General features: G+C 67.8%; 22 protein-coding genes. 17 read left to right on the forward strand and 5 right to left on the reverse strand.

From position 1 onward, the window contains the following. Positions 1-33 precede the first annotated feature (33 nt). The 9 genes from EDF21_RS00875 (at position 34) to dnaE (ending at position 9,898) form a co-directional block, all read left to right on the forward strand. Positions 34-855, forward strand: a complete 822-nt coding sequence (locus tag EDF21_RS00875) for an FtsQ-type POTRA domain-containing protein (RefSeq protein ID WP_233568310.1) — start codon at positions 34-36, stop codon at positions 853-855. A gap of 138 nt (positions 856-993) precedes the next feature. Beyond that, positions 994-2,154 carry a cell division protein FtsZ gene (ftsZ, locus tag EDF21_RS00880; RefSeq protein ID WP_043594926.1) on the forward strand — a complete coding sequence of 387 codons (1,161 nt, stop codon included), beginning with the start codon at positions 994-996 and terminating at the stop codon, positions 2,152-2,154. A gap of 6 nt (positions 2,155-2,160) precedes the next feature. Continuing rightward, complete coding sequence (locus EDF21_RS00885; RefSeq protein WP_123570019.1) at positions 2,161-2,859, forward strand: YggS family pyridoxal phosphate-dependent enzyme; 699 nt, start codon at positions 2,161-2,163, stop codon at positions 2,857-2,859. Between the two features lie 37 nt (positions 2,860-2,896). After that, a complete protein-coding gene (locus EDF21_RS00890; RefSeq protein WP_123570020.1) occupies positions 2,897-3,421 on the forward strand; it encodes a cell division protein SepF in 525 nt (174 codons plus the stop codon). A gap of 93 nt (positions 3,422-3,514) precedes the next feature. Beyond that, positions 3,515-3,817, forward strand: coding sequence for a YggT family protein (locus EDF21_RS00895; protein ID WP_056045042.1), 303 nt, complete (start codon positions 3,515-3,517; stop codon positions 3,815-3,817). Positions 3,818-3,962: 145 nt separating this feature from the next. After that, complete coding sequence (locus tag EDF21_RS00900) at positions 3,963-4,739, forward strand: DivIVA domain-containing protein (RefSeq protein WP_123570754.1); 777 nt, start codon at positions 3,963-3,965, stop codon at positions 4,737-4,739. 4 nt (positions 4,740-4,743) lie between these two features. Next, positions 4,744-5,415: a signal peptidase II gene (gene lspA / locus EDF21_RS00905; protein ID WP_123570021.1), complete on the forward strand. Its 672-nt coding sequence runs from the start codon at positions 4,744-4,746 to the stop codon at positions 5,413-5,415. Next, a complete protein-coding gene (locus EDF21_RS00910) occupies positions 5,412-6,335 on the forward strand; it encodes an RluA family pseudouridine synthase (RefSeq protein WP_123570022.1) in 924 nt (307 codons plus the stop codon). The genes lspA and EDF21_RS00910 overlap by 4 nt, the downstream gene beginning before the upstream one ends. A 98-nt stretch (positions 6,336-6,433) precedes the next feature. Then, positions 6,434-9,898: a DNA polymerase III subunit alpha gene (dnaE, locus tag EDF21_RS00915; protein WP_123570755.1), complete on the forward strand. Its 3,465-nt coding sequence runs from the start codon at positions 6,434-6,436 to the stop codon at positions 9,896-9,898. Between the two features lie 65 nt (positions 9,899-9,963). Here dnaE and EDF21_RS00920 read toward each other — a convergent pair whose 3' ends face one another. Further along, positions 9,964-10,482, reverse strand: coding sequence for a flavin reductase family protein (locus EDF21_RS00920; protein ID WP_123570023.1), 519 nt, complete (start codon positions 10,480-10,482; stop codon positions 9,964-9,966). 33 nt (positions 10,483-10,515) lie between these two features. Between EDF21_RS00920 and hisD the strand changes: the two genes are divergently transcribed. The 3 genes from hisD (at position 10,516) to EDF21_RS00935 (ending at position 13,441) form a co-directional block, all read left to right on the forward strand. Beyond that, on the forward strand, positions 10,516-11,826 hold the full coding sequence (hisD, locus tag EDF21_RS00925) for a histidinol dehydrogenase (protein WP_123570024.1): 1,311 nt from the start codon (positions 10,516-10,518) through the stop codon (positions 11,824-11,826). A gap of 83 nt (positions 11,827-11,909) precedes the next feature. After that, a complete protein-coding gene (gene nrdR / locus EDF21_RS00930; protein WP_054146163.1) occupies positions 11,910-12,392 on the forward strand; it encodes a transcriptional regulator NrdR in 483 nt (160 codons plus the stop codon). Then, entirely contained in the window at positions 12,389-13,441 is a 1,053-nt protein-coding gene (locus EDF21_RS00935; protein WP_255416424.1) for a quinone-dependent dihydroorotate dehydrogenase, read from the forward strand. Before nrdR ends, EDF21_RS00935 begins: the two co-directional genes overlap by 4 nt. An 87-nt stretch (positions 13,442-13,528) precedes the next feature. On the opposite strand, the gene EDF21_RS00940 is transcribed toward EDF21_RS00935, so the two are convergent. After that, a complete protein-coding gene (locus EDF21_RS00940; protein WP_056045052.1) occupies positions 13,529-14,107 on the reverse strand; it encodes a DUF3043 domain-containing protein in 579 nt (192 codons plus the stop codon). A gap of 41 nt (positions 14,108-14,148) precedes the next feature. Here EDF21_RS00940 and EDF21_RS00945 point away from each other — a divergent pair, with 41 nt between their 5' ends. From EDF21_RS00945 to EDF21_RS00965, 5 genes are all read left to right on the forward strand, one after another. Beyond that, the gene (locus tag EDF21_RS00945; RefSeq protein ID WP_056045053.1) at positions 14,149-15,564 is read left to right on the forward strand and encodes a dipeptidase; all 1,416 of its coding nucleotides are present in this window, start codon (positions 14,149-14,151) and stop codon (positions 15,562-15,564) included. Between the two features lie 131 nt (positions 15,565-15,695). After that, the gene (gene erpA, locus EDF21_RS00950; RefSeq protein WP_043594936.1) at positions 15,696-16,058 is read left to right on the forward strand and encodes an iron-sulfur cluster insertion protein ErpA; all 363 of its coding nucleotides are present in this window, start codon (positions 15,696-15,698) and stop codon (positions 16,056-16,058) included. A gap of 282 nt (positions 16,059-16,340) precedes the next feature. Further along, the gene (gene coxB, locus EDF21_RS00955) at positions 16,341-17,198 is read left to right on the forward strand and encodes a cytochrome c oxidase subunit II (protein WP_082460210.1); all 858 of its coding nucleotides are present in this window, start codon (positions 16,341-16,343) and stop codon (positions 17,196-17,198) included. Between the two features lie 11 nt (positions 17,199-17,209). After that, a complete protein-coding gene (gene ctaD, locus EDF21_RS00960) occupies positions 17,210-18,955 on the forward strand; it encodes a cytochrome c oxidase subunit I (protein WP_082460211.1) in 1,746 nt (581 codons plus the stop codon). A gap of 5 nt (positions 18,956-18,960) precedes the next feature. After that, complete coding sequence (locus tag EDF21_RS00965) at positions 18,961-19,377, forward strand: cytochrome c oxidase subunit 4 (protein WP_054146161.1); 417 nt, start codon at positions 18,961-18,963, stop codon at positions 19,375-19,377. Positions 19,378-20,879: 1,502 nt separating this feature from the next. Here the strand turns inward: EDF21_RS00965 and EDF21_RS00975 are convergent. The 3 genes from EDF21_RS00975 to EDF21_RS00985 are packed head-to-tail and all read right to left on the reverse strand — an operon-like array spanning position 20,880 to position 24,458. Next, a complete protein-coding gene (locus tag EDF21_RS00975; RefSeq protein ID WP_043595069.1) occupies positions 20,880-22,490 on the reverse strand; it encodes a cytochrome bc complex cytochrome b subunit in 1,611 nt (536 codons plus the stop codon). 47 nt (positions 22,491-22,537) lie between these two features. After that, on the reverse strand, positions 22,538-23,605 hold the full coding sequence (locus EDF21_RS00980; protein ID WP_123570025.1) for a ubiquinol-cytochrome c reductase iron-sulfur subunit: 1,068 nt from the start codon (positions 23,603-23,605) through the stop codon (positions 22,538-22,540). 37 nt (positions 23,606-23,642) lie between these two features. Continuing rightward, positions 23,643-24,458 carry a c-type cytochrome gene (locus EDF21_RS00985; RefSeq protein WP_056045057.1) on the reverse strand — a complete coding sequence of 272 codons (816 nt, stop codon included), beginning with the start codon at positions 24,456-24,458 and terminating at the stop codon, positions 23,643-23,645. Positions 24,459-24,468 lie beyond the last annotated feature (10 nt).

Consider the following 24,468-nt stretch of genomic DNA (forward strand, 5'->3'; position numbering starts at 1 on the left):
GTCGCACCTCGGGGCTCCGAGCCTCCGCGCATCGTGGCACCCGACGGCACGGCCGCCGAGGCCAAGTCGCGAGCCGTCGCGGCACGCCGGCAGGCGCGTCGGGCGTCGAGCGAACGGAGGCGCATCGAGCGCGTCGAGGTCCGTCGCTTCACGCGTCGCAGCCGACACCGTCGGGCGACCCTGGTGTCGCTCGGGGCCGTCGTGCTCCTCCTCGTCGCGTCCGTCGCGGTCGCCGTGTTCACGCCGCTCCTGTCGTTGCAGACCATCCGTGTCGAGGGGACGGACCGCGTCGACGCCGCGGCCGTGCAGACCGCCCTCGACGGGCAGCTCGGCACGCCCCTCGCCCTCATCGACTTCGACGAGGTCACCCGCGAGCTCGGGGCGTTCCCCCTGATCGCCAGCTACGTGACCGAGACCGCTCCGCCCCACACGCTCGTCGTGCGCATCCAGGAGCGGCAGCCCGTCGCCACGGTCGCCGCGGGGGAGGGGTTCGACCTCGTCGACCCGGCTGGCGTCGTGGTCCAGACGCTCGACGCCCGGCAAGAGGGAGTACCCCTGGTCGACGTCGGGGGAGCAGCCCTCGACGGCCCCGCGTACCGTTCGGTGGCCGAGGTGCTGCTGGCCTTGCCGGTCACGTTGCGTTCGACCGTCGACACCGTGACGGCGTCGACGGCCGACGACGTGACCCTGCAACTCACCTCGGGTGAGCGGGTCGTCTGGGGCAGCGCCGACGAGTCGGCGAAGAAGGCCCAGGTGCTCACCGGACTCATCGCCGACCAGGCCCGGCGCGACCCGGGCGCGAGCGTCGAGTACGACGTGTCCGCGCCCGACAACGGGATCATCAGGACGAGATGAGAGGGTGTGTTCGCGACACGCTGGCCACCCTGGCGACAGCGCCTGCGGCGCACCCATACCTTGTGACTGCAGAACTTGCATACCATGTACAACTTTAACCTTCAACTGCAGAGTTAAGGTTCAAGCGGAGGCCCGGACGTGACAACGAACCATAACTACCTAGCCGTGATCAAGGTCGTCGGTGTCGGCGGCGGTGGCGTCAACGCCGTCAACCGCATGATCGAACTCGGGCTCCGCGGGGTGGAGTTCATCGCCATCAACACGGACGCCCAGGCGCTGCTGTTGAGCGATGCCGACGTCAAGCTCGACGTCGGTCGCGAACTCACCCGGGGCCTCGGCGCCGGTGCCGACCCCGAGGTCGGGCGCCGCGCGGCGGAGGACCACGCCGAAGAGATCGAGGAAGCCCTCGCGGGTGCCGACATGGTCTTCGTCACGGCCGGCGAGGGCGGTGGCACCGGCACGGGCGGGGCCCCGGTCGTCGCCCGCATCGCGAAGTCGATCGGCGCACTGACCATCGGTGTCGTCACCAAGCCCTTCGGCTTCGAGGGCAAACGCCGTCAGGCCCAGGCCGAAGCCGGCGTGGCCGCCCTGAAGGACGAGGTCGACACCCTCATCGTCGTCCCCAACGACCGCCTGCTGGAGATCAGCGAACGCGGCATCAGCATGGTGGAGGCCTTCGGCACGGCCGACCAGGTGCTCCTCGCCGGTGTCCAGGGCATCACCGATCTGATCACCACGCCCGGTCTCATCAACCTCGACTTCGCCGACGTCAAGTCGGTCATGCAGGGCGCCGGTTCGGCCCTCATGGGCATCGGATCGTCGCGGGGCGCGGACCGCGCCATCAAGGCGGCCGAGCTGGCCGTGGCGTCTCCGCTCCTCGAGGCGAGCATCGACGGCGCACACGGGGTGTTGCTGTCCATCCAGGGCGGTTCCAACCTGGGCATCTTCGAGATCAACGACGCGGCGCGCCTGGTGCAGGAGGCCGTCCACGCCGAGGCCAACATCATCTTCGGTGCCGTGATCGACGACACCCTCGGTGACGAGGTCCGCGTGACGGTCATCGCGGCGGGGTTCGACGGTGGTGAGCCCTCGACGAAGGTGAAAGATCGCCGGTCGAGTTTCGTCGACTCCGACGGCCCCACGGCGACCTCGGTCGCCGGTGTGTCGGCCATCGCCGACAGCGGGGCGACGCACGAGCCCGCCGCGTGGAAGCGGCCCGAAGAGCCCGCGACCCAGGCCGTCGACCCGGCCTTCGACGACGGTGACGACGACCTCGACGTCCCGGACTTCCTCAAGTAACGACGAGTGACCGATCCGACGAGTGTCGACGGCGACCTGGGCGAGCGTCTCGCCCGGGTCGCCGCGGCCGTCGATGACGCCTGCACCGCTGTGGGACGCTCTGCGGGCGAGCTCACGACGATCGTCGTCACGAAATTCCATCCGCCCGGGCTCATCAGGGCGTTGTACGCCCTCGGGGTCCGTGACGTCGGCGAGAACCGACACCAAGAGGCCCAGGCGAAGGCCGCCGAGCTGGACGACCTCGACGGACTCCGATGGCACTTCGTGGGCCAGTTGCAGTCGAAGAAGGCGCGCCAGGCCCGGCGCTACGCGAACGCCGTCCACTCGCTCGACCGTGACTCGGTCGTCGATGCGCTCTCGGACGACTCCGGGTCCCTCGTCGACGGATTCGTCCAGGTCAACCTGACCGACGACCCCGGCCGCGGGGGAGTGGCCGAGCACGAGGTCGAGCGGCTCGCCGAGCGGGTGCTCTCGACCCCGGGGCTGCGACTGCGCGGCGTCATGGCCGTGGCCCCCCTGGGTGAGGAGGCGTGTCCGGCCTTCGCGCGCCTCCGTGCGGTCTCCGAGAGGGTGCGGTCCCTCGAGACCACTGCCGACGCGATCTCGGCCGGCATGTCTCCCGACTTCGTCGAGGCCGTCGCCGAGGGCGCGACACACCTACGGATCGGCACGGCAATCACGGGTTCTCGCCCCGATGCTCGTTAATGTCGGTCCTGACGATCCACTGACTCGGAGGAACACCATGGCCAACCCGCTGCGCAAGACGATGGTCTATCTGGGCCTCGCCGACGAAGAGCTCGAGTACGACGAGCAGCCTCACGAACGAGCGCAGCCCCAGCAGTCGCCGCGACCGCAGGCGGCCGCCCAGGCTCCGGCTCCCGTCGCCCCGGTCCACTCGGCTCCCGCCGCCCCCGCGCCCACCCGCGCCCCCGTGACGCCGCTGCGTCGCTCCTCGACCCCGAAGAACACGGTGCCCCACGACATGAACGAGATCCTGACGGTCCACCCCCGCGAGTACAAGGACGCCCAGGCGATCGCCGAGAGCTTCCGTGACGGCATCCCGGTGATCATCAACCTGTCGCAGATGACCGAGGCGGACGCCCGTCGTCTGGTCGACTTCGCCAGCGGTCTCTCGCAGGGGTTGTACGGCAAGATCGAGCGCGTGACCAACAAGGTCTTCCTGTTGTCGCCGGCGCACATCGCGGTGAGCGGTGATCAGGCTGAGGTAGAATCCGACATCGAAGCGTCGTTCTTCGCCCAGTCGTGACGAGTCCGTCGTCGCGGCTCCTCTGCGTCGACGTGACGACCTGCCCGTCCGCGAGTCTCCTCGCGCCGACTCGTGTGAGCTGATGACCCCCCGATGATCACTTACCTGATCGCCACGATCGCGTACTACGCGTTGCTGATCTTCTTCCTGCTCATGTGGGCTCGCTTCGTGCTCGACCTCGCGCAGTCGTTCAGCCGCGGGTGGCGCCCCAAGGGGCCGGTGCTCGTCATCGCCGAAGTGGCCTACACGGTGACCGACCCGCCCATCCGCCGCGTGCGGAAGATCCTGCCCCCCGTGCGCCTCGGATCGGTCGCGCTCGACTTCGGCTGGAGCATCATCATGCTGGCCGTCATCATCCTGATGAGCGTCGCCTCCGGGCTCCGCACCTTCGGCTGACCACGTCGTCCGTGGACGACAGGGTAGGCTCACTGCAGCGCCCGAACGGCACGATCCCGGCCCGACCGGGCCCCGCTCCTCTACGGTGTAGAAGAACGACCCAGACCACGATCACACGATCCAACAGATGCACGAGGTGACGGCAATGGCTTTGACGCCGGAAGACGTAGTCAACAAGCGGTTCCAGCCGACGAAGTTCCGCGAGGGATACGACCAAGACGAGGTCGACGACTTCCTCGACGAGGTCGTCGCCGAGCTGCGACGTCTCAACCAGGAGAACGACGAGCTGCGTCAGCGCCTCTCGTCCGGCGACTCCGCCCCCGTGGCGCAGGCCGCTCCCGTCTCGGCTCCGGTGGCCAGCGCGCCGGCTCCTGCGTCGGCACCGGCTCCCGCGTCGGCCCCCGAGGCCGTCGAGCCCGAGCCGGTCGTCGAGTCCGAGCCCATCGTCGCGGCCCCCGCCGCCGTCGCGTCCGCTCCGGCCTACTCCGCCCCCGCGGTGTCCGAGGCCGACGAGACCAGCAGCACCAACAGCCTGCTGCAGCTCGCTCGCCGTCTGCACGAAGAACACGTCCGCGAGGGCGTCGAGAAGCGCGACCAGCTCATCGCCGAAGGCCACGCGACCGCGGCTCGTCTGGTGTCCGAGGGCGAGGCCCGCCAGCGTGAGGTCGTCGCCGAGGCCGAGACGAAGTCCCGCGACATCATCGGTGCCGCCGAGACCCAGCAGCGCGAGATCCTCGACCGCCTCAACACCGAGCGGTCGAGCGTCGAGCGTCGCATCGACGACCTGCGCTCGTTCGAGCGTGACTACCGCTCCAAGCTCAAGAGCTACATCGAGGGTCAGCTGCACGAGCTCGACGGCGAGGGCACCGGCGAGGCCGGTCGGCCCACTCCGGCCAGCGCCCAGGGCTTCGGCTCGAACTAAGGACTTGTCGAGCGACAAGCCCGCCACGAAGGCCAGCGTCCGCGTTCTCGCGACGCTGGCCTTCGTCGCTGTCGTGGCCTACGGCCTCGACCAGGGCACCAAACTGCTGGTCACCCGGACTCTCGTCGAAGGAGGTTCCGTCGACGTCGTCGGCGAGTTCTTCCAGTTGCACTTCGTCAAGAACCCCGGTGCCGCCTTCTCGTTCGCGAGCGGGTCGACGTGGATCTTCTCGATCGCCGCCGCCGGCGTCGCCGTCGCGATCCTGGTCGTGGCCCGACGCATCCGATCGCTGGCCTGGTCGATCATGCTGGGCATGCTGCTCGGCGGCACCCTCGGCAACCTGACGGACCGCCTGCTCCGAGAGCCGTCGTTCGGCCAGGGGCACGTGGTCGACTTCATCTACTTCCCCTCCCTGCTGCCGGCCATCTTCAACGTCGCCGACGTCTTCATCGTGTCCAGCATGGGATTGCTCCTCCTGCTCACGCTGCTGGGCATCGGGCTCGACGGCACGCGCACGCCGAGCACAGGCAAGTCGGCTCGACCGGCGGGCGACGGTCGCGACGGCGACCCTCAGGTGGCCGGCTCCACGGCCGTCGGCGACCCGGGCACGTCCGGTGACGAGCCCGGCGGTCCCGTCGACACGACGCCTCCTGCCGATCACCGGAGCGCCTCGTGAGCGAGACCCGCGCCCTCCCGGTCCCCGACGGGCTCGCCGGCGAACGTGTCGACGCCGCCCTGGCCAAGCTTCTCGGCTTCAGCCGGACCTTCGCGGCCGAGGTCGCCGCCTCGGGCGGGGTGACGGTCGACGGGCGCACGGTCGGCAAATCGGACCGGCTCGAGGCCGGTGCGTGGCTCGACGTCACATGGTCACCGCGTGAGGCACCGGCCGTGGTCGCCGTCGAGGTGCCCGGCATGGCGGTCGTCCACGACGACGACGAGATCGTGGTCGTCGACAAGCCGGTCGGAGTCGCAGCACACCCGTCGGTGGGCTGGACGGGACCGACGGTGCTCGGCGGACTCGCCGCCGCGGGCTTCACCGTGTCGACCTCGGGGGCGTCCGAGCGTGCCGGCATCGTGCACCGCCTCGACGTCGGAACGAGCGGCCTCATGGTCGTCGCCAAGACCGAGCGGGCCTACACCCTGCTCAAACAGGCCTTCCGCGAACGCACCGTCGAGAAGATCTACAACGCGGTCGTCCAGGGCCACCCCGACCCGTTGACCGGGACGATCGACGCACCCATCGGGCGGCATCCGTCGTCCGACTGGAAATTCGCCGTGGTCGTCGACGGCAAGCCGTCGGTCACCCACTACGAGACCGTCGAGGCGTTCCCGTCGGCGTCGCTGCTCGAGATCCACCTCGAGACGGGTCGGACCCACCAGATCCGCGTCCACATGGCCGCCCAGCGACACCCGTGCGTCGGTGACGCGACCTACGGCGCCGACCCGACGCTGTCGGCGACCCTCGGTCTCACGCGGCAGTGGCTGCACGCCGTGCAGCTCGGATTCCGGCACCCCGGCACGGGTGAGCCGGTGGTCTACCGCTCGACCTACCCCACCGACCTGCAGCACGCCCTCGACGTCCTCCGTCACGGTTAGGCTGTTCCCCTAGTCGCCAGATCCACCACCAGACGAGGAGCCCCGTGGCCTCGAGCAAAGACTCATTCGTCCATCTGCACGTGCACAGCGAGTACTCGATGCTCGACGGCGCCGCCCGGGTCAAACCGTTGGTCACCGAGGCCGCGGCACAGGGCATGCCCGCGGTGGCGGTCACCGACCACGGCAACGTGTTCGGTGCGTACGACTTCTGGAAGACGGCGACCGAGGCGGGCGTCAAACCCATCATCGGCACCGAGGCCTACATCACGCCGGGCACGCACCGGGGCGACAAGACTCGCGTGCGCTGGGGTGACGGTGGACGCGACGACGTGTCGGGCTCCGGTGCCTACACGCACATGACGCTGTTGTCCGAGAACACCACGGGCATGCACAACCTGTTCCGGCTCTCGTCCCGGGCCTCCCTCGAGGGCTACTACTTCAAGCCGCGCATGGACCGCGAGCTGCTCTCGCAGTACTCCGAGGGCCTCATCGCGACGACCGGCTGCCCGAGCGGCGAGGTCCAGACCCGCCTGCGGCTCGGCCAGTACGACGAAGCACTCAAGGCGGCCTCCGACTTCCGCGACATCTTCGGCCGTGAGAACTACTTCGCCGAGATCATGGACCACGGGCTCGGCATCGAGCGGCAGATCATGGGCGACCTGTTGCGCCTGGCGAAAGACCTCGACCTGCCCCTCGTCGCGACGAACGACCTCCACTACACGCACGAGCACGACGCGACCAGCCACGCGGCTCTCCTCTGCGTCCAGTCCGGCTCGACGCTGAACGACCCCAACCGGTTCAAGTTCGACGCCGACGAGTTCTACCTCAAGTCCGCCCAGCAGATGCGGCATCTCTTCCGCGACCACCCCGAGGCCTGCGACAACACGCTCCTCATCGCCGAGCGCTGCGACGTGCAGTTCAACACCTCGGCCAACTACATGCCGCGTTACCCGGTGCCCGAGGGTGAGACCGAAGAGACCTGGTTCATCAAAGAGGTCGAGAAGGGGCTCGTGTACCGCTATCCCGCGGGCATCCCGGACGACGTGCGCAAGCAGGCCGAATACGAGATCGGCGTCATCACCGGCATGGGCTTCCCCGGCTACTTCCTCGTGGTCGCCGACTTCATCAACTGGTCCAAGGAGAACGGCATCCGGGTCGGTCCGGGCCGTGGTTCGGGGGCCGGCTCGATGGCCGCCTACGCCATGCGCATCACCGATCTCGATCCTCTGCGCCACGGTCTGATCTTCGAGCGGTTCCTCAACCCCGATCGCGTGTCCATGCCCGACTTCGACGTCGACTTCGACGACCGTCGTCGCGGCGAGGTGATCCAGTACGTCACCGAGAAGTACGGAGACGAACGCGTCGCCCAGATCGTCACGTACGGCACCATCAAGGCCAAGCAGGCCTTGAAAGACAGTTCACGGGTGCTCGGGTTCCCCTTCGGCATGGGTGAGAAGCTCACCAAGGCCATGCCCCCCGCCGTGATGGGCAAGGACATCCCGCTCACCGGCATCTTCGACAAGCAGCACGAGCGCTACAAAGAGGCCGGCGACATCAGGACGGTCGTCGAGTCCGACCCCGAGGCCAAGACCGTCTTCGACACGGCGTTGGGGCTCGAGGGCCTGAAACGTCAGTGGGGCGTGCACGCCGCAGGCGTCATCATGTCCAGCGATCCGCTCATCGACATCATCCCGATCATGAAGCGCGAGCAGGACGGGCAGATCGTCACGCAGTTCGACTATCCGGCCTGCGAGTCGCTGGGCCTGATCAAGATGGACTTCCTGGGGCTGCGCAACCTCACGATCATCAACGACGCCCTCGACAACATCAAGACGAACCGCGGTTTCGACCTCGTGCTCGAAGACCTCGAGCTCGACGACCGGGGGGCCTACGAGTTGCTGGGTCGCGGCGACACGCTCGGGGTGTTCCAACTCGACGGCGGGCCCATGCGCGGGCTCCTCCGGCTGATGAAGCCCGACAACTTCGAAGACATCTCGGCCGTCATCGCGCTGTACCGCCCGGGGCCCATGGGCGCGAACTCGCACACGAACTACGCGCTCCGCAAGAACGGCGCGCAAGACATCACCCCGATCCACCCCGAGCTCGAAGAGCCGCTCAAAGAGATCCTGTCGACCAGCTACGGCCTCATCATCTACCAAGAGCAGGTCATGGCCATCGCGCAGAAGGTCGCCGGCTTCTCGCTCGGTCAGGCCGACATCCTCCGGCGGGCCATGGGCAAGAAGAAGAAGTCCGAGCTCGACAAGCAGTACGCCGGGTTCGAGCAGGGCATGTTCGACAACGGCTTCTCGCCCGATGCCGTCAAGATGCTCTGGGACATCCTGCTGCCCTTCTCGGACTACGCCTTCAACAAGGCGCACTCCGCGGCGTACGGCGTCGTCTCGTACTGGACGGCCTACCTCAAGGCCCACTACCCGGCCGAGTACATGGCCGCCCTGCTCACCAGCACGGGGGACTCCCGCGACAAGCTGGGTCTCTACCTCAACGAGTGTCGCCGCATGGGCATCAAGGTGCTGCCACCCGACGTCAACGAATCCATCGGCTTCTTCGCGGCCGTCGGCGACGACATCCGCTTCGGCATGGGTGCCGTGCGCAACGTCGGCTTCAACGTCGTCGACCATGTCATCGCCGCGCGCAAAAAAGAGGGGGCGTTCACCTCGTTCCACGACTTCCTGCGCAAGGTGCCGCTCCCCGTGGCGAACAAGCGCACCGTCGAGTCGCTCGTCAAGGCCGGCGCATTCGACTCCCTGGGGTCGACGCGGCGTGCCCTCGTCGAGATCCACGAGTCCGCCGTCGAGGCGTCGGTCAGCGAGAAGAGGGCCGAGGCGAACGGTCAGGTCGGCTTCGACTTCGACTCCCTGTGGGACGAGCCGCAGGACGTCCAGCACGTGCCCGAACGTCCTGAGTGGTCCAAGCGCGACAAGCTGGCCTTCGAGCGCGACATGCTGGGCCTGTACGTCTCCGACCACCCGCTCGCGGGCCTCGAGCTCCCCTTGGCCAAGCATGCCCAGACGACGGTCACCGACATCCTGGCGAGCGACCCCGCGACCATCGACGGCGAGACGGTCACGATCGCGGGGCTCATCACCAGCGTGCAGCACCGGGTCGCACGCAACTCGGGCAACCCCTACGGGATCATCACCGTCGAGGACTTCGGGGGCGAGATCTCCGCCATGTTCCTCGGCAAGACCTACCAAGAATTCGGGCCGTCGCTCGTCGGGGACTCGATCATCGTCCTGAAGGGTCGGGTCAGCGTCCGCGACGACGGCATGAACATGCACGCCGCGAGCATGTTCATGCCCGATCTCGGTGTCGGCGTGAACCACGGGCCGCTGCTCCTGCAGATGCCCGAGCACCGGGCGACGCACGACACGGTCACCGAGCTGGCAGCGGTGCTCGGGCGTCACGCCGGCGGCACCGAAGTCCGTCTCCGACTCGTCAAGGGCGAAGCCGCACGGGTCTTCGAGATCCCCATGCCGGTCGACGTCACGGCCGACCTGTTCGGCGAACTGAAGAGCCTGCTGGGCCCCGGCTGCCTCGTCTGAGGTGGCCGGTGCTCCGGCGGGTCCTGGTGCCCTGACCGGTTCCGGCGCCCGGCACCCGTTCGGCGTCAGTCCTCGAGGTGGACCGGTCTCAGGTACCGACGGTCGTGGTACAGCAGGGCGTCGTCGTCCTCGCCCACCCCGCCGGTTCCGATGCGCACGACCACGACGGCGTTGCCGTGGACGGGCATCCGCTCGACGATCGTCCCGGTCATCCACGCGGTCACGCCCGTGAGCAGAGGTACCCCGTTCGGACCGTCGGTCCAGTGGTCGCCCGCGAAGCGTTCGGCGGCGGGTCCCGCCATGCGGCGGGCGAGGTCGCGGTTGCGCAGGCCGAGCAGGTGCACGATGACCTGGTCCGTCTCCGAGACGGCGGGCCACGAGCTCGCCGTCCTGGCCATGTTGAACGTCGCGAGGGGCGGCACGGCGGCCAGCGACGCCAGCGACGTCGCCGTGAACCCGACCGGTGTGCCCTCGCCGTCACGCGCCGTGACGATGGCCACGCCCGCGGCGTGTCGTCGGAAGGCCTCCTTGAACACCTCGAGAGAGTCGTCGGGCCGCGGAGCAGCCGCGTTGTCGTCCGTCATGCTCCCGACCCTACTGACTAGGCTGGACGGGCCATGATCCAGACCACAGATCTGCGCGGTCTCGCGCCGACCCACGCCCAGCTGCTCGACCTCGTCCCCCGGTCCCACGCCGACGTCGGGGCCGCGACGGACGCCGCCCGGCGTCTCGTCGACGACGTCCGCGAGCGGGGTGCCGCTGCCCTTCGTGATCAGGCGGCACGTTTCGACGGCGTCCGCCCCGACACCCTCCGCGTCGCGACGCAGACCATCGACGACGCCGTCGCGGCCCTTGACCCCCTGGTCAAGGAGGCGCTGGTCGAGTCGATCGCGCGCGTCACGCAGGCCAGCCGCGCCCAGGTCCCGTCGCCGACCACGACCCGACCCGCGCCGGGTGCGGTCATCGAGCAGCGGTGGCAGCCCGTTACACGCGCCGGGGTCTACGTCCCCGGCGGCAAGGCCGTGTATCCCTCCAGCGTCGTCATGAACGTCGTCCCCGCACAGGTGGCGGGGGTGTCGTCGATCGCCCTCGTGTCGCCCGCGCAGCGCGAACACGGCGGGGGAGTGCACCCCGTCATCCTCGGTGCCGCCGGCCTGCTCGGCATCGACGAGGTCTACGCGATCGGAGGTGCCGGAGCGATCGGCGCGCTCGCCTACGGCGTTCCCGAGCTCGAGCTCGAGCCGGTCCAGGTCATTACCGGTCCCGGCAACAACTTCGTCGCCGCCGCGAAGCAACTCGTGCGCGGTCGTGTCGGCATCGATTCGGTGGCCGGTGCGACCGAGATCCTCGTCATCGCGGACGACTCGGCGGACGCAACGTTGGTCGCCGTCGACCTCATCAGCCAGGCCGAGCACGACGAGGAGGCCTCGGCCGTCCTCGTGACGGACTCCGCGCCCTTCGGCGAGGCCGTCGTCGCCGAACTGACCAGGCTCGTGCCCCGCACCCTCAGCGCCGCCCGGGTCCGGACGGCCCTCTCCGGTCGGCAGTCGGCGGTGGTCCTCGTCGACGACCTCCGGCAGGCTGCTGCCTTCAGCAACGCCTACGGCCCCGAGCACCTCGAGGTCCAGACCCGTGACGACGACGCGGTCCTGGCCGACATCACCGATGCCGGAGCGATCTTCGTGGGGCCCGACACGCCCGTCAGCCTGGGTGACTACCTCGCCGGGTCGAACCACGTCCTGCCCACCAGCGGTCAGTCGCGCTTCTCGTCGGGGCTCGGGGCGTTCACGTTCCTCCGACCACAGCAGATCGTCCGGTACGACGCCGAGGCCCTGGGTGCCGTGGCCGAGCGGCTCGTGGCGTTGTCGAACGCCGAGCTGTTGCCCGCCCACGGCGAGGCCGTCGCGGCTCGGTTGTCGCGCCCCTGAGCCGGGCGGGGCCTCCGCGATCCGGTGCTCGGGTGGCCCTGGCGTCCGACGTCGAGCCCGCCGTCCGATAATCTGGCCGCACCATGTTCTGCCCCTTCTGCCGCCACCCCGACTCACGAGTCGTCGACTCCCGGACCAGCGACGACGGCACGTCGATCCGACGTCGGAGGCAATGCCCCAACTGCGGTCGTCGGTTCAGCACGACCGAGACCGCGAGCCTCAACGTCGTGAAGCGCAACGGCGTCCTCGAACCGTTCAGTCGCGACAAGATCATCTCGGGTGTCCGCAAGGCCTGCCAAGGGCGCCCGGTGACGGATGGCGATCTCGCCGTGCTGGCACAGAAGGTCGAAGAGGCCGTCCGGGCGAGCGGTGCGTCGCAGATCGAGGCGAACGACATCGGTCTGGCCATCCTCCCTCCGCTCCGCGACCTCGACGAGGTGGCCTACCTCCGGTTCGCGAGCGTCTACCAGGCCTTCGACTCGCTCGAGGACTTCGAGGCCTCGATCGGACAGCTGCGCGAAGAGCACGCGTCCCGGCCGCTCTCCACCCGATCGGTCGACGAGTGAGGACCCCGTACCGCGCCCTCTTCGACGTCGTCTTCGCGAAGATGGACCCCGAGGACGCCCACCACCTCGCCTTCCGGGTCATCAAGGCGATCCCCAAGCTGGGCCTCGCCGGCCTCGTCGGGCGCTTCACGGCTCCGGCCCCGTCCCTGGCGGTCGACGCGCTCGGACTCCACTTCCCCTCGCCGTTCGGTGTCGCAGCCGGTTTCGACAAGGACGCCAAGGGCATCGGCGGCCTCGGCGCTCTCGGGTTCGGGCACGTCGAGGTGGGGACGGTGACCGCTCGACCGCAGCCCGGCAACGAACGACCTCGTCTCTTCCGACTCGTTCCCGACCTCGCGGTCGTGAACCGCATGGGGTTCAACAACTCCGGGGCCCACGCGGCGGCCCTCGAACTCAGCCGGGCTCGGTCGGCTCCGTCGCGGCCGGTGATCGGCGTCAACATCGGGAAGAGCCGCGTCGTCGACGTCGACGACGCGATCGACGACTACCTGGCCAGCACGCGCCTCCTGGCTCCTCTGGCGGACTACCTCGCCGTGAACGTCAGCTCGCCGAACACCCCGGGGCTCCGCGGGTTGCAAGAGCTCGAGAGGCTCGCTCCACTCCTCGAGGCCGTGCGCGACGCCGCCGGGCACACTCCGGTGTTGGTCAAGATCGCTCCCGACCTCGACGACGACGGCGTTCGTCGGATCGGTGCCCTCGTCACCGAGCTCGGCCTCGCGGGCGTCATCGCGACCAACACGACGGTGTCCAGGGAAGGCCTCGCCACCGAGGGGGCGGTCGTCGAGGCCGCCGGAGCCGGCGGTCTGTCGGGTGCCCCGCTCGCCGTCCGGTCGTTGGAGGTCCTCAAGTTGGTCCGTGAGTCCGTCCCGAGCGGCATGTGCGTCATCTCGGTCGGTGGGGTCTCGAGCGCCGCCGACGTCGACGCGAGGCTCCGGGCCGGGGCCACGCTCGTGCAGGGCTACACGGCGTTCCTCTACCGCGGGCCCCTCTGGGCCCGACAGGTCAACCGGGGGCTCGTCGCCCTGGATCGGCGCCGACGCACCACCTGACGAACCACGCGGTCGGCGAGGTCGAGAACGCGAAACGGCGCCACCCACCGGGGGTGACGCCGTTCGTCGTACGGGGAGCCGCGTCCGCTACGCGGTCGGGTACTCGCCGCGCTTGACCTGCGGCTTCGGCAGGCGCATGGGCTTGAGCTGCATCGCGCGCATCGCCGCGTACCAGCGGTTGCCCTTCCGGACGTTCTCCGCGCCGTACTTGGCAGCGAGCTTGCGGTTGACGCTCCGGCCGACGATCAGGCAGTCGACGACGGCGAGGGCGAAGAATCCCCACAGCACGAGCAGGGTGATGGACTGGATGGCCGCAGACTGCACGAGCGTCATCGCGATGACGACGACCATGATGGGGATCATGGCCTCGCCGACGCTGTAGCGGGCGTCGACGTGGTCGCGGATGAAGCGGCGCTGCGGCCCCTTGTCGCGGTCGGGCAGGAAGCGCTCCTCGCCGTTCGCCAAGCCGACGCGGGCGCGGTCACGCTGTTCGGCGAGACGGGCACGCTGGGCCTTCTGGGCTTCTTTGCCCGAGGCCACCAGGGGCCTCTGGTTGGCGGCTTCGCGCTCGCGTCGCGTGGGCGTCGGGCGACCCTTGCCGACCGCGGTCGACTCGGGCTCGGCGACGGTGGTCGTCTCGGTCGTCTTGCTGTCTGGCTTGGCCACGGGAGATCCTCAGGGTTGTCCGAGTTCCTAAGATTACCTGCATGAGCGACTCGCAGCATCCCGTCCGACCGACCGATCCCCGTACTGTCAGCGAACTCGCGGAGGCCGTGCACGCGGGTCTGCCCGCGACGATCGCCGACCTGGGTGCCCTCGTGCGCATCCCTTCCGTCTCGTGGGACGCCTTCGACCCCGAGCACGTGAGACGTAGTGCCGAGGCCGTGGCCGCCCTGGTCGAGGGGACGGGCCTCTTCGACGAGGTGACCGTGAGCCGGGCGCCGATCGGCGAGGGCGGCCCCCTCGGCCAGCCCGCCGTGCTCGCCCGACGCCCGGCCCGCGAGGGCAAGCCGACCGTCCTCCTGTACGCCCACCACGACGTGCAGCCGCAGGGCGACGACGCCGACTGGGACACCCCTCCGTTCGAACCGACCGTGAAGGGCGACCGGCTGTACGGGCGTGGGGCGTCCGACGACAAGGCCGGCGTGATGACGCACGTCGCGGCGCTGCGCGCGGTGCACGAGGTGCTCGGAGACGACCTCGGTGTCGGCGTCTCGTTGTTCATCGAGGGCGAGGAGGAGTTCGGTTCCCGCTCCTTCGCCGACTTCCTCGTGCAGCACGAAGACGAGCTCCGTGCCGACGTCATCGTCGTGGCCGACTCCGACAACTGGAGCACCACCGTCCCCGCCATCACCGTGGGCCTGCGCGGCAACGTGACCTTCCGCCTGACCGTCCGCACCTTGGCCCACGCCTCCCACTCCGGCATGCTCGGCGGCGCCGTCCCCGACGCCATGCTGGCCATGGTCAAGCTCCTCGCGACCCTGCACGACGACGACGGCAGCGTCGCGGTCGCCGGGCTGACGAGCCGCGAGGCCGACCACCCGGAGCAGAGCGAGCAGCAGCTGCGCGACGAGAGCGGCCTGCTCGAGGGGGTGACCCCCATCGGTCGGGGACCGATCCTGAGCCGGGTGTGGTCGCAACCGTCGATCACCGTGACGGGCATCGACGCCCCGTCGGTCGCCAACGCGTCGAACACCCTGAGTCCCGAGGTGTCCGTCCGCATCAGCGCCCGCATCGCTCCCGGGCAGACCGCCGAGGACGCCTACGCCGCTCTCGACGCGCACCTGCACGCGCACGCACCGTTCGGCGCCCACGTCCAGATCGACGACGTCGACCGGGGTGACCCCTTCCTGGTGGACACCACGGGCACGGCGATCGCCGACGCGACCGTCGCGATGACCGAGGGGTGGGGCGAGGCCCCGGTCCAGACGGGCATCGGCGGGTCGATCCCGTTCATCGCCGACCTCGTGCGCACGTTCCCCGAAGCCCAGATCCTCGTGACCGGCGTCGAGGACCCCGACACCCGAGCGCACAGCCCGAACGAGTCCCAGCACCTCGGAGTCCTCCACCGGGCCGTCCTCAGCGAGGCGATCCTGCTGGCGCGCCTCGACGCGAGGGGCTGACCGGTCCGCCCGCGCCTCCCCACCACCGGCGACGCCCGGGGAGGCGCGGGTCCGGAACAAAACGAGGCTTCGGCTGGTTACACTGGTCGACGACGAGTGCCCCGCACTCGACCCGGCCCGAAGGAGGCACCATGACCGACATCGCAACCGCTCCCGTCGACGCGAAGGCGCACGGCGTGACGATCACGTCCACCGCCGCGGACAAGGTGAAGAGCCTGCTCACGCAAGAGGGTCGGGACGACCTTCGCCTCCGCGTGGCGGTCCAGCCCGGCGGCTGCTCGGGACTCATCTACCAGCTGTACTTCGACGAGCGCATGCTCGACGGCGACGCGACCGTCGACTTCGACGGCGTCGAGGTCATCGTCGACAAGATGAGCGTCCCTTACCTCGACGGTGCGGCCATCGACTTCGAGGACACCATCCAGAAGCAGGGGTTCACCATCGACAACCCCAACGCGCAGGGCAGCTGCGCCTGCGGCGACAGCTTCCACTGATCGTCGAGGGGCGGCTCCGGTCGTCGAAGGACGACTCCGGGCCGTCCGTCGCGGTTGAGCCGGCGTCACCGAGGGGACCATCCGACAGGGTGGTCCCCTCGGTCGTACCACGACGGTTCTCGCTCGACGTCGAGAGGCTTCCGGCGCGTGCCGTGCGTTGGGGAGGCGAACCTGCGAGTAAGCTAGGCAGGTCCCCGTCAACACTGGGAACACCCCCACTGTCGTGTCATCCGAGAGGTAACAGTGCGTTCTAACCGCCGTCTTCGTTGGGCTGCCGCCCCCATGGCAGTCGTCCTGGCTCTCGTGCTAGCGGGGTGCACCACCGACCAGCTCCAGGGGTGGCTGCCCACCACCGCGGGCACGACCAACCACGTGGACCGTGTGATCGGACTCTGGGTCACCTCGTGGATCGTCCTGCTGATCGTCGGCGTGATCGTGTGGGGCCTGATCATCTGGGTCTGCGTCGCTTACCGGCGTCGCAAGGGCCAGACCGGCCTCCCGGTCCAGCTTCGCTACAACATGCCGATCGAGATCTTCTACACCGTCGTCCCCCTGATCCTCGTGCTGGGCTTCTTCGCCTTCACGGCCCGCGACCAGGCTGCCATCGAGGCACCCACCGCGAGCCCCGACGTCAAGATCGACGTCTACGCCAAGCGCTGGGCGTGGGACTTCAACTACATCGACCAGCAGAACGAAGACGAGAGCGTCTACTACCAGGGCATCCAGGCGCAAGAACTGGGTGACGGCACGATCGACGAGAGCCAGCTCCCCGAGCTCTACCTCCCTGTCGGCAAGACGGTGCAGATCGACCTCAAGTCCCGCGACGTGGCTCACTCCTTCTGGATCATCGACTTCCTCTACAAGAAGGACACGATCCCCGGCAAGACCAACTCGATGTACTTCACGCCCGAGAAAGAGGGCACGTTCAGCGGCAAGTGCGCCGAGCTGTGCGGCGAATACCACTCGTTGATGCTGTTCAACGTCAAGGTCGTGTCCCAGTCCGAGTACGACCAGTACATCCAGTCGCTCGATGCCGAGGGAAACACCGGCCTGCTGGGCGACCAGTACAACACCAACACCAACCAGCCCGGCACCGAGGCTCCCGCCAACGCCGCCGGCACCGAAGACTCCGAGAAGTAAGGCACGGTTCGATGAGCTCAGCCACCGCCACCCGTCCCACCACCGGCGGGACCTCGTCCGGTCAGAACTTCGGCGCCACGAAGGTCGGCCGCAAGGGCAACGTCGTCGTCAACTGGATCACGTCGACCGACCACAAGACGATCGGGTACATGTACCTGATAACGTCTTTCCTCTTCTTCTGCCTCGGTGGGGTGATGGCGCTCATCATCCGCGCCCAGCTCTTCGCACCGGGCCTCGAGATCGTGGCCACGAAAGAGCAGTACAACCAGCTCTTCACCATGCACGGCACGATCATGTTGCTCATGTTCGCGACCCCGCTCTTCTCGGGATTCGCCAACGTGCTCATGCCGCTGCAGATCGGTGCACCGGACGTCGCCTTCCCCCGCCTGAACGGCTTCGCGTTCTGGCTCTACTCGTTCGGCTCGATCATCGCCGTCGCCGGCTTCCTCACCCCGCAGGGTGCCGCATCGTTCGGCTGGTTCGCCTACGCACCGCTGAGTGACACGACGTTCTCTCCAGGGCTCGGCGGCAACCTGTGGGTGTTCGGTCTCGGCCTCACCGGCTTCAGCACGATCCTCGGTTCGGTGAACTTCATCACGACCATCGTCTCGATGCGCGCTCCGGGCATGACCATGTGGCGCATGCCGATCTTCACCTGGAACACCCTGATCACCTCCATCCTGGTGATCATGGCGTTCCCCGTGCTGGCGGCCGCACTGTTCGGCCTCGGGTTCGACCGCGTCTTCGACGCGCAGGTCTTCAACCCCGCGAACGGTGGCGCCATCCTCTGGCAGCACCTGTTCTGGTTCTTCGGTCACCCGGAGGTCTACATCATCGCCCTGCCGTTCTTCGGCATCGTGTCCGAGGTGTTCCCGGTCTTCAGCCGCAAGCCGATCTTCGGGTACAAGACGCTCGTCTACGCCACCATCTCGATCGCCGCCCTGTCCGTCACCGTGTGGGCCCACCACATGTACGTGACCGGCTCGGTCCTGCTGCCCTTCTTCTCGCTGATGACCATGCTCATCGCGGTGCCCACCGGCGTGAAGATCTTCAACTGGATCGGCACCATGTGGCGCGGTTCGGTGACGTTTGAGACGCCCATGCTCTGGGCCATCGGATTCCTCATCACGTTCACCTTCGGTGGTCTCACCGGCGTCATCCTGGCCTCGCCCCCGCTCGACTTCCACGTGTCCGACACGTACTTCGTCGTGGCTCACTTCCACTACGTGGTCTTCGGTACCGTCGTCTTCGCGATGTTCTCCGGGTTCTACTTCTGGTGGCCGAAGTGGACCGGCAAGATGCTCAACGAGCGTCTCGGCAAGATCCACTTCTGGATGCTGTTCGTCGGTTTCCACACCACGTTCCTCGTGCAGCACTGGCTCGGCGTGATGGGCATGCCCCGTCGCTACGCCACCTACCAGCCGGAAGACCACTTCACGTGGATGAACCAGCTCTCGACCATCGGCGCCATGTTGCTCGGTGTCTCGATCCTGCCGTTCCTCTACAACGTCTACATCACGGCTCGTCGTGCGCCCAAGGTCGAGGTCAACGATCCCTGGGGTTACTCTCGCTCGCTCGAGTGGGCCACCTCGTGCCCGCCGCCGCGACACAACTTCACGTCGATCCCGCGCATCCGTTCGGAGTCGCCGGCATTCGACCTCAACCACCCCGAGGCCGGACTGCCCGTCGGCATCGGGCCGGTGAAGGATGCCCCTGACGCCCCCACGTACGACGCGTCCAGCGAGAAAGTGAAGTAGACCTGATGAAGACCAACGCGACGCTGTTCTGGATCCTCGCGATCTTCTTCTTCCTCATGTGTGCGGTCTACGTGCTCTGGAGCCTGCTCGACACAGGTCAGGTCGAATGGGCCGGTACGCTCGGCATCGGTCTGGCCGGCATGCTCGGAGCATTCCTGGCGTTCTACATGGGCCGCTCGCACGCGACCCAGGGAGGCGAGCTTCCCGAGGACCGTCTGGACGCCAACATCGACGACGGTGACCCCGAGATGGGCTTCTTCAGCCCCTGGTCGTGGTGGCCAATCATCTTGGCCGCCGGTTGCAGCCTGATCTTCCTGGCGCTGGCCGTCGGCATGTGGATCATCTACATCGGTGCGGCCCTGACGGCCGTGGCCTTGGTCGGTTGGGTCTACGAGTACTACCGCGGAAACTTCGCACACTAACACCACTGCTCCCTCGAGTGTGAAGGGCGTCGGTCTTCGGGCCGGCGCCCTTCGTCATGTTGGCAACAGGGGTGGTGGCCAGAGGTGAGGGGTACGAGTCTGAACCGGTGAGCGGGCCGCCGGGCGTCTCGTCCTCGCGTCCGGGACAGGCCGCCCTGGGCCGGTCCAGACGATCAGTCTGGACATCTTGTGAGCGATGCTTAGTCGCTAGTCGCTAGTCGCTAGTCGCTGGTCGCTGGTCGCTGGCTGCTGGCTGCTGGCTGCTGGCTGCTGGCTGCTGGCTGCTGGCTGCTGGCCGCTGGCTGCTGGCCGCTGCCTACGGGCTGCTGGCCGCTGCCTACGGGCCCCAGGCCGATGCCTACGTGCCCCTGGCCGCTGCCTATGGGCCGCTGACCGCTGGTCGTTGCCAAGCGCTGGTAGACAAGCGCCGGTAGCCGGAGCCTTTCTGTGGCAGTGCCTGGGCCTGGCCTTGTGCCTGTGCTGTCCCTCTGGCTCCGCATGCGTCCGTACCGGCGGCGACGGTACAGGATTCCCCTGCTCCACGCGGCTGGCTTGGGTTCGACCGCAGGGCCGGGTTTCGGTCATCAGGGTGTCCTCCGCGGTCGCGGTCGCTCCTGGTGCTGGTCGACGCGCGGTCCTGAGACGCGGGGAAGCGGCCAGGGGCGAGAAGTAGGCGCCATGGCCCCGAGGCTCTCGACGACGTGAGTGAGGCCGGGGGAGTGCTGGCCCGGTCTACGGTCGCCGTTCTCGCCCAGCCGGGCCTGACTCTGGGTCTGGTCGAGCCCCGGATGCATCGTCGACTGTCCCTGCCAGGAAGAGGCGGCGCAGGGACGTGCGTGGGATGCCACAGGAGTGCCGTGCTGATGGGAACGTGGGCCGTGTCCTCGGGGACGACAGCGTCAGCGTGAACGAACGTGACGGACTCACGCGGTCGTCAAGCTGGGGAATGGTGAGCACGCCCCTTGAGGGACCTGACATCGATCCTCCGTCACCGCAGCGAGTGGTGAGCGAGCGAGGCAGAGTCATCCTGGGGCCTCGCATGGAGCGGGCACAGGGAGCACACGAGGTCGAGAATCCGGGCGGTGATCGCCACCGCCGACCGTGACAGGCGCTCAACCGAGGGTATGACGTCGTGGCTGAGAACCTGGCCGCAGGCCGCGGTGATGTACCGATCACCCTGGCCGGGATCACTGTGTCAACTCCGTGCAGGACTGGAGGAGTCATCATAGCCAGGTACCACGCAGCATCGTTCGGAGGAGGCCCGCTCGTGCGGTCGGCCGGGATGTCTCAGCCTCGACGGTTCTGAGGAAGATGCTGTCGCGGCGTCTCGACACTCGATCCGATGACGTCCAGAGGGGTTGTCGCCGGAGATCCCATCTCACCCAACGGTTGGACTCATCGGCTGCGCGAGCGTGGGCCGACTGGACTGCCGTGAGCCACCCCGGGAATGCCGAAGGCCCGGCCGCACACGATGTGCGACCGGGCCCAGGGGCTACCGAAGGTCAGTGTCCTTCGTCGTGGTGCGATGCCTCGATCTCGGAACGCTTCACCGGGGCGATGCGGTCCTCGAAGAAGAACGACGACGCTGATGCTCGGGCCCGCTGCAGAGCCGTGATCTTGCCGTTGGCGTTCGGTCGGACCATGAGGGGCTCGTACTCGTTGAAGTCGAGCAGGCGCCAGCGCTCGTACTCGTCGAGCTGCTCGTGCACCTCGATGTACTCACCACCCGGCAGTCGAACGATGCGTCCCGACTCGTAACCGTGGAGAGCGATCTCACGGTCCTTCTTCTGAAGGGCGAGGCAGACCCGCTTCGTGACCCAGAAGGCGATGAAGGGCCCGATGATCAGGGCTGCCTGGCACGCGTGGATGACGTAGTTCAGCGACAGGTGGAAGTGCGTCGCCATGATGTCGGAGCTCGCCGCTGCCCAGAGGCTGGCGTAGAACACGATGCCGGCGGCGCCGATCGCGGTGCGCGTCGGAGCGTTGCGAGGCCGGTCGAGGATGTGGTGCTCGCGCTTGTCACCGGTCACCCAGGCCTCGAAGAACGGATACAGCAGGACGACGACGATGAAGAGACCCAGGACCGTGATCGGCACGAGGATGTTCATGGAGACCGTGTAACCGAAGGCGACGAACTCCCAGCCCGGGGGAACGAGTCGAAGGGCACCGTCGGCGAAACCGATGTACCAGTCGGGTTGCGTACCTGCCGACACGGGGGAGGGGTCGTACGGGCCGTAGTTCCAGATGGGGTTGATCGTGAACAGCGAGGCGATCAACACGATGACGCCGAAGACGATGAAGAAGAATCCACCGGCCTTCGCTGCGAACACGGGCATGACGGGCACGCCCACGACGTTCTGGTTCGTCTTACCGGGGCCGGCGAACTGCGTGTGCTTGTTGATGATGAGCAACAGCAGGTGCACGCCCAGGAGGGCGATCAACAGTGCGGGCAGCAGCATGATGTGCAGCGAGTAGAACCGGCCGACCATGTCGGTACCCGGGAATTCTCCACCGAACACGAGGTACGAGATCCAGACGCCGATCACGGGGATGCCCTTGATCATGCCGTCGATGATGCGGGCACCGTTGCCGGAGAGGAGGTCGTCGGGAAGCGAGTATCCGGTGAAGCCCTCGGCCATCGCGAGGATCCAGAGCGTGAAGCCGACGACCCAGTTGATCTCGCGGGGCTTGCGGAACGCGCCGGTGAAGTAGACGCGCAGCATGTGCAGCATGATCGCGGCCACGAACAGCAGAGCGGCCCAGTGGTGGATCTGGCGGAACAGGAGGCCGCCACGGATGTCGAACGAGATGTCGAGCGTCGAGGCCATCGCCGCCGACATGTTGAGGCCCTTGAGCGGAACGTACGAACCGTTGTAGTTGACCTCAGCCATCGAGGGCTGGAAGAAGAACGTCAGGAACGTGCCCGAGAGCAGGATCACGACGAACGAGTAGAGAGCGACCTCGCCCAACATGAACGACCAGTGGTCGGGGAAGATCTTGCGACCCACCTCTTTGACCAGGCCGGACATGCTCGTGCGCTCGTCGATGTAGTTGGCCGTCGCGCCGAGGAATTTGTTGGTCTTCGTCGGTGCGAAGGCAGGGGCCTTGCCGATGTTCTCGGACGTGGCCGGTTCGGCACCGTGTGCCGGGGTGGTGGTGATCACTTTTCGCGCTCCCAGAAGCTCGGGCCCACAGGTTCGTGGAAGTCGCTCTGCGCGACGAGGTACCCGTCGGCGTCGACCGTGATGGGCAGCTGCGGCAGGGGGCGCTTGGCGGGCCCGAAGATGACTTCGCAGTTGTTCGTCACGTCGAACGTGGACTGGTGGCAGGGGCAGAGCAGGTGGTGTGTCTGCTGTTCGTAGAGGGCCACGGGGCACCCGACGTGCGTGCAGATCTTCGAGTAGGCGACGATTCCGTCGTACTGCCAGTCTTCGCGTCCCTCGGCCGGGTTGAGGTCTTCCGGCTTCAGGCGCATGAGAAGGACGGCCGCTTTGGCTTTCTCTTCGAGCAGGTGTTCTGATTCGTTGAGGTTCTCGGGGATGACGTGGAACACGGAACCGAGGGTGACGTCCGACGCCTTGATGCGGGTCCCGGAGGGGTCGGCGGCGAGGTGCATGCCTTCTTCCCACAAGGTGTGGCGGAGGACCGCGTTGGGGTCTTCCGCAGGTGCGAGGTCGCGGAACAGAACCACGGCGGGGAGGGGCGTCGCGACGATAGCGCCGATCAGGCTGTTGCGGATCAGCGAACGACGACCGAAGCCGCTCTCGTGATTGCCCAGTGCGAAGACCTCGACGGCCTTCTCACGCGTCGGCTCGGAGCCACGCGTGTCGTGGCGCATCTCGGTGATCTCTCGCGCCGGCATGAGGGTCTTGGACCAGTGCACCGCACCGATTCCGACGGACAACAGACCGAGGGCGATCCCGAGGCCCAGGAACAGGTTGTTCAGGCGGACCGAGCCGGAGTCACCCGACGTGATCGGGAAGGCCACGTACGCGCCGATGGCCGCGATGCTGCCGACGATCGACAGGAAGAAGAACAGGCTGACCTGACGCTCCGCACGCTTCTCGACCTTGGGGTCGATGTCGGTGACGCGGTCGCGGTGGGGCGGTTCACCCGGGTTCTGGAACACGTCGGACGTCACGACCGCCGTGCCGGCCGAGACCTGTCGAGGCTCGCGCTTCTCGACAGCCGAGCCCGCCGTGGGGGCCTCGTCGTCGTGCTCTGCCATTGATTCTGCCTTTCGTGAAGTACGGAGAGAACGCGGGTCAGTTCGACCGGGCGGTCAGCCAGATGGTGATCGCGACGATCGCACCGAGCCCGAAGATCCAGATGAAGAGACCTTCGGCGACGGGGCCGAGGCTCCCGAGCTCGAATCCACCCGGCGACGGGTTGTTCTCGACGTACTTGAGGTACGTGATGATGTCGGCCTTGTCTTGGGGCGACAGGTTGAGGTCGTTGAAGACCGGCATGTTCTGCGGGCCCGTCTGCATGGCCTCGTAGATGTGGTGGGCGGTGACGCCGTCGAGTGCGGGGGCGAACTTGCCCTGGGTGAGCGCGCCACCCGCACCGGCCACGTTGTGGCACATGGCGCAGTTGATGCGGAACAGCTCGGCGCCGTTGGTCGTGTCGCCGTCGGCCTGGAGCAGCGACTCGTCGGGGATGGCCGGACCCGGGGCGAGGGAGGCGACGTAGGCGGCCATGGCGGCGACCTGCTCGTCGGAGAACTGCGTGGGCTTCTGTTCGGCCTGAGGACCGTTCACGGCCATGGGCATGCGACCGGTGCCGACCTGGAAGTCGACCGACGCCGCCCCGACGCCGATCAGGCTGGGACCGCTGTCGGTGCCGGCGGCGCTCAGACCGTGGCAGGTCGCACAGTTCGAGGCGAAGAGCTTCTGACCCTCGTCGATGCTCTGCTGCGACGTGGCGGTGGCGCTGCTCTCGTCTGCCGAGGCGGTCGAGGAGAAGAGCGCGTAGGCACCGCCCGTGGTGAGCAGACCGACGAGCAGGAGGGAGGCGGTGGCGACGGGGCCGCGACGGCCAGCCTTCTTGGTGCGTCGGGAGGACGAGGTTCTGGAGAACATGCTGTGCAGA

This window comes from Frigoribacterium sp. PhB118 (assembly GCF_003751725.1).
Taxonomy (GTDB): domain Bacteria; phylum Actinomycetota; class Actinomycetes; order Actinomycetales; family Microbacteriaceae; genus Frigoribacterium.

Coding starts and splice junctions, on each gene's coding strand:
- EDF21_RS00890 (WP_123570020.1), top strand. CDS start 2,897: ATGGCCAACCCGCTGCGCAAGACGATGGTCTATCTGGGCCTCGCCGAC.
- EDF21_RS00895 (WP_056045042.1), top strand. CDS start 3,515: ATGATCACTTACCTGATCGCCACGATCGCGTACTACGCGTTGCTGATC.
- EDF21_RS00900 (WP_123570754.1), top strand. CDS start 3,963: ATGGCTTTGACGCCGGAAGACGTAGTCAACAAGCGGTTCCAGCCGACG.
- dnaE (WP_123570755.1), top strand. CDS start 6,434: ATGCTCGACGGCGCCGCCCGGGTCAAACCGTTGGTCACCGAGGCCGCG.
- EDF21_RS00920 (WP_123570023.1), bottom strand. CDS start 10,482: ATGACGGACGACAACGCGGCTGCTCCGCGGCCCGACGACTCTCTCGAG.
- hisD (WP_123570024.1), top strand. CDS start 10,516: ATGATCCAGACCACAGATCTGCGCGGTCTCGCGCCGACCCACGCCCAG.
- nrdR (WP_054146163.1), top strand. CDS start 11,910: ATGTTCTGCCCCTTCTGCCGCCACCCCGACTCACGAGTCGTCGACTCC.
- EDF21_RS00945 (WP_056045053.1), top strand. CDS start 14,149: ATGAGCGACTCGCAGCATCCCGTCCGACCGACCGATCCCCGTACTGTC.
- erpA (WP_043594936.1), top strand. CDS start 15,696: ATGACCGACATCGCAACCGCTCCCGTCGACGCGAAGGCGCACGGCGTG.
- coxB (WP_082460210.1), top strand. CDS start 16,341: ATGGCAGTCGTCCTGGCTCTCGTGCTAGCGGGGTGCACCACCGACCAG.
- ctaD (WP_082460211.1), top strand. CDS start 17,210: ATGAGCTCAGCCACCGCCACCCGTCCCACCACCGGCGGGACCTCGTCC.
- EDF21_RS00965 (WP_054146161.1), top strand. CDS start 18,961: ATGAAGACCAACGCGACGCTGTTCTGGATCCTCGCGATCTTCTTCTTC.
- EDF21_RS00980 (WP_123570025.1), bottom strand. CDS start 23,605: ATGGCAGAGCACGACGACGAGGCCCCCACGGCGGGCTCGGCTGTCGAG.
- EDF21_RS00985 (WP_056045057.1), bottom strand. CDS start 24,458: ATGTTCTCCAGAACCTCGTCCTCCCGACGCACCAAGAAGGCTGGCCGT.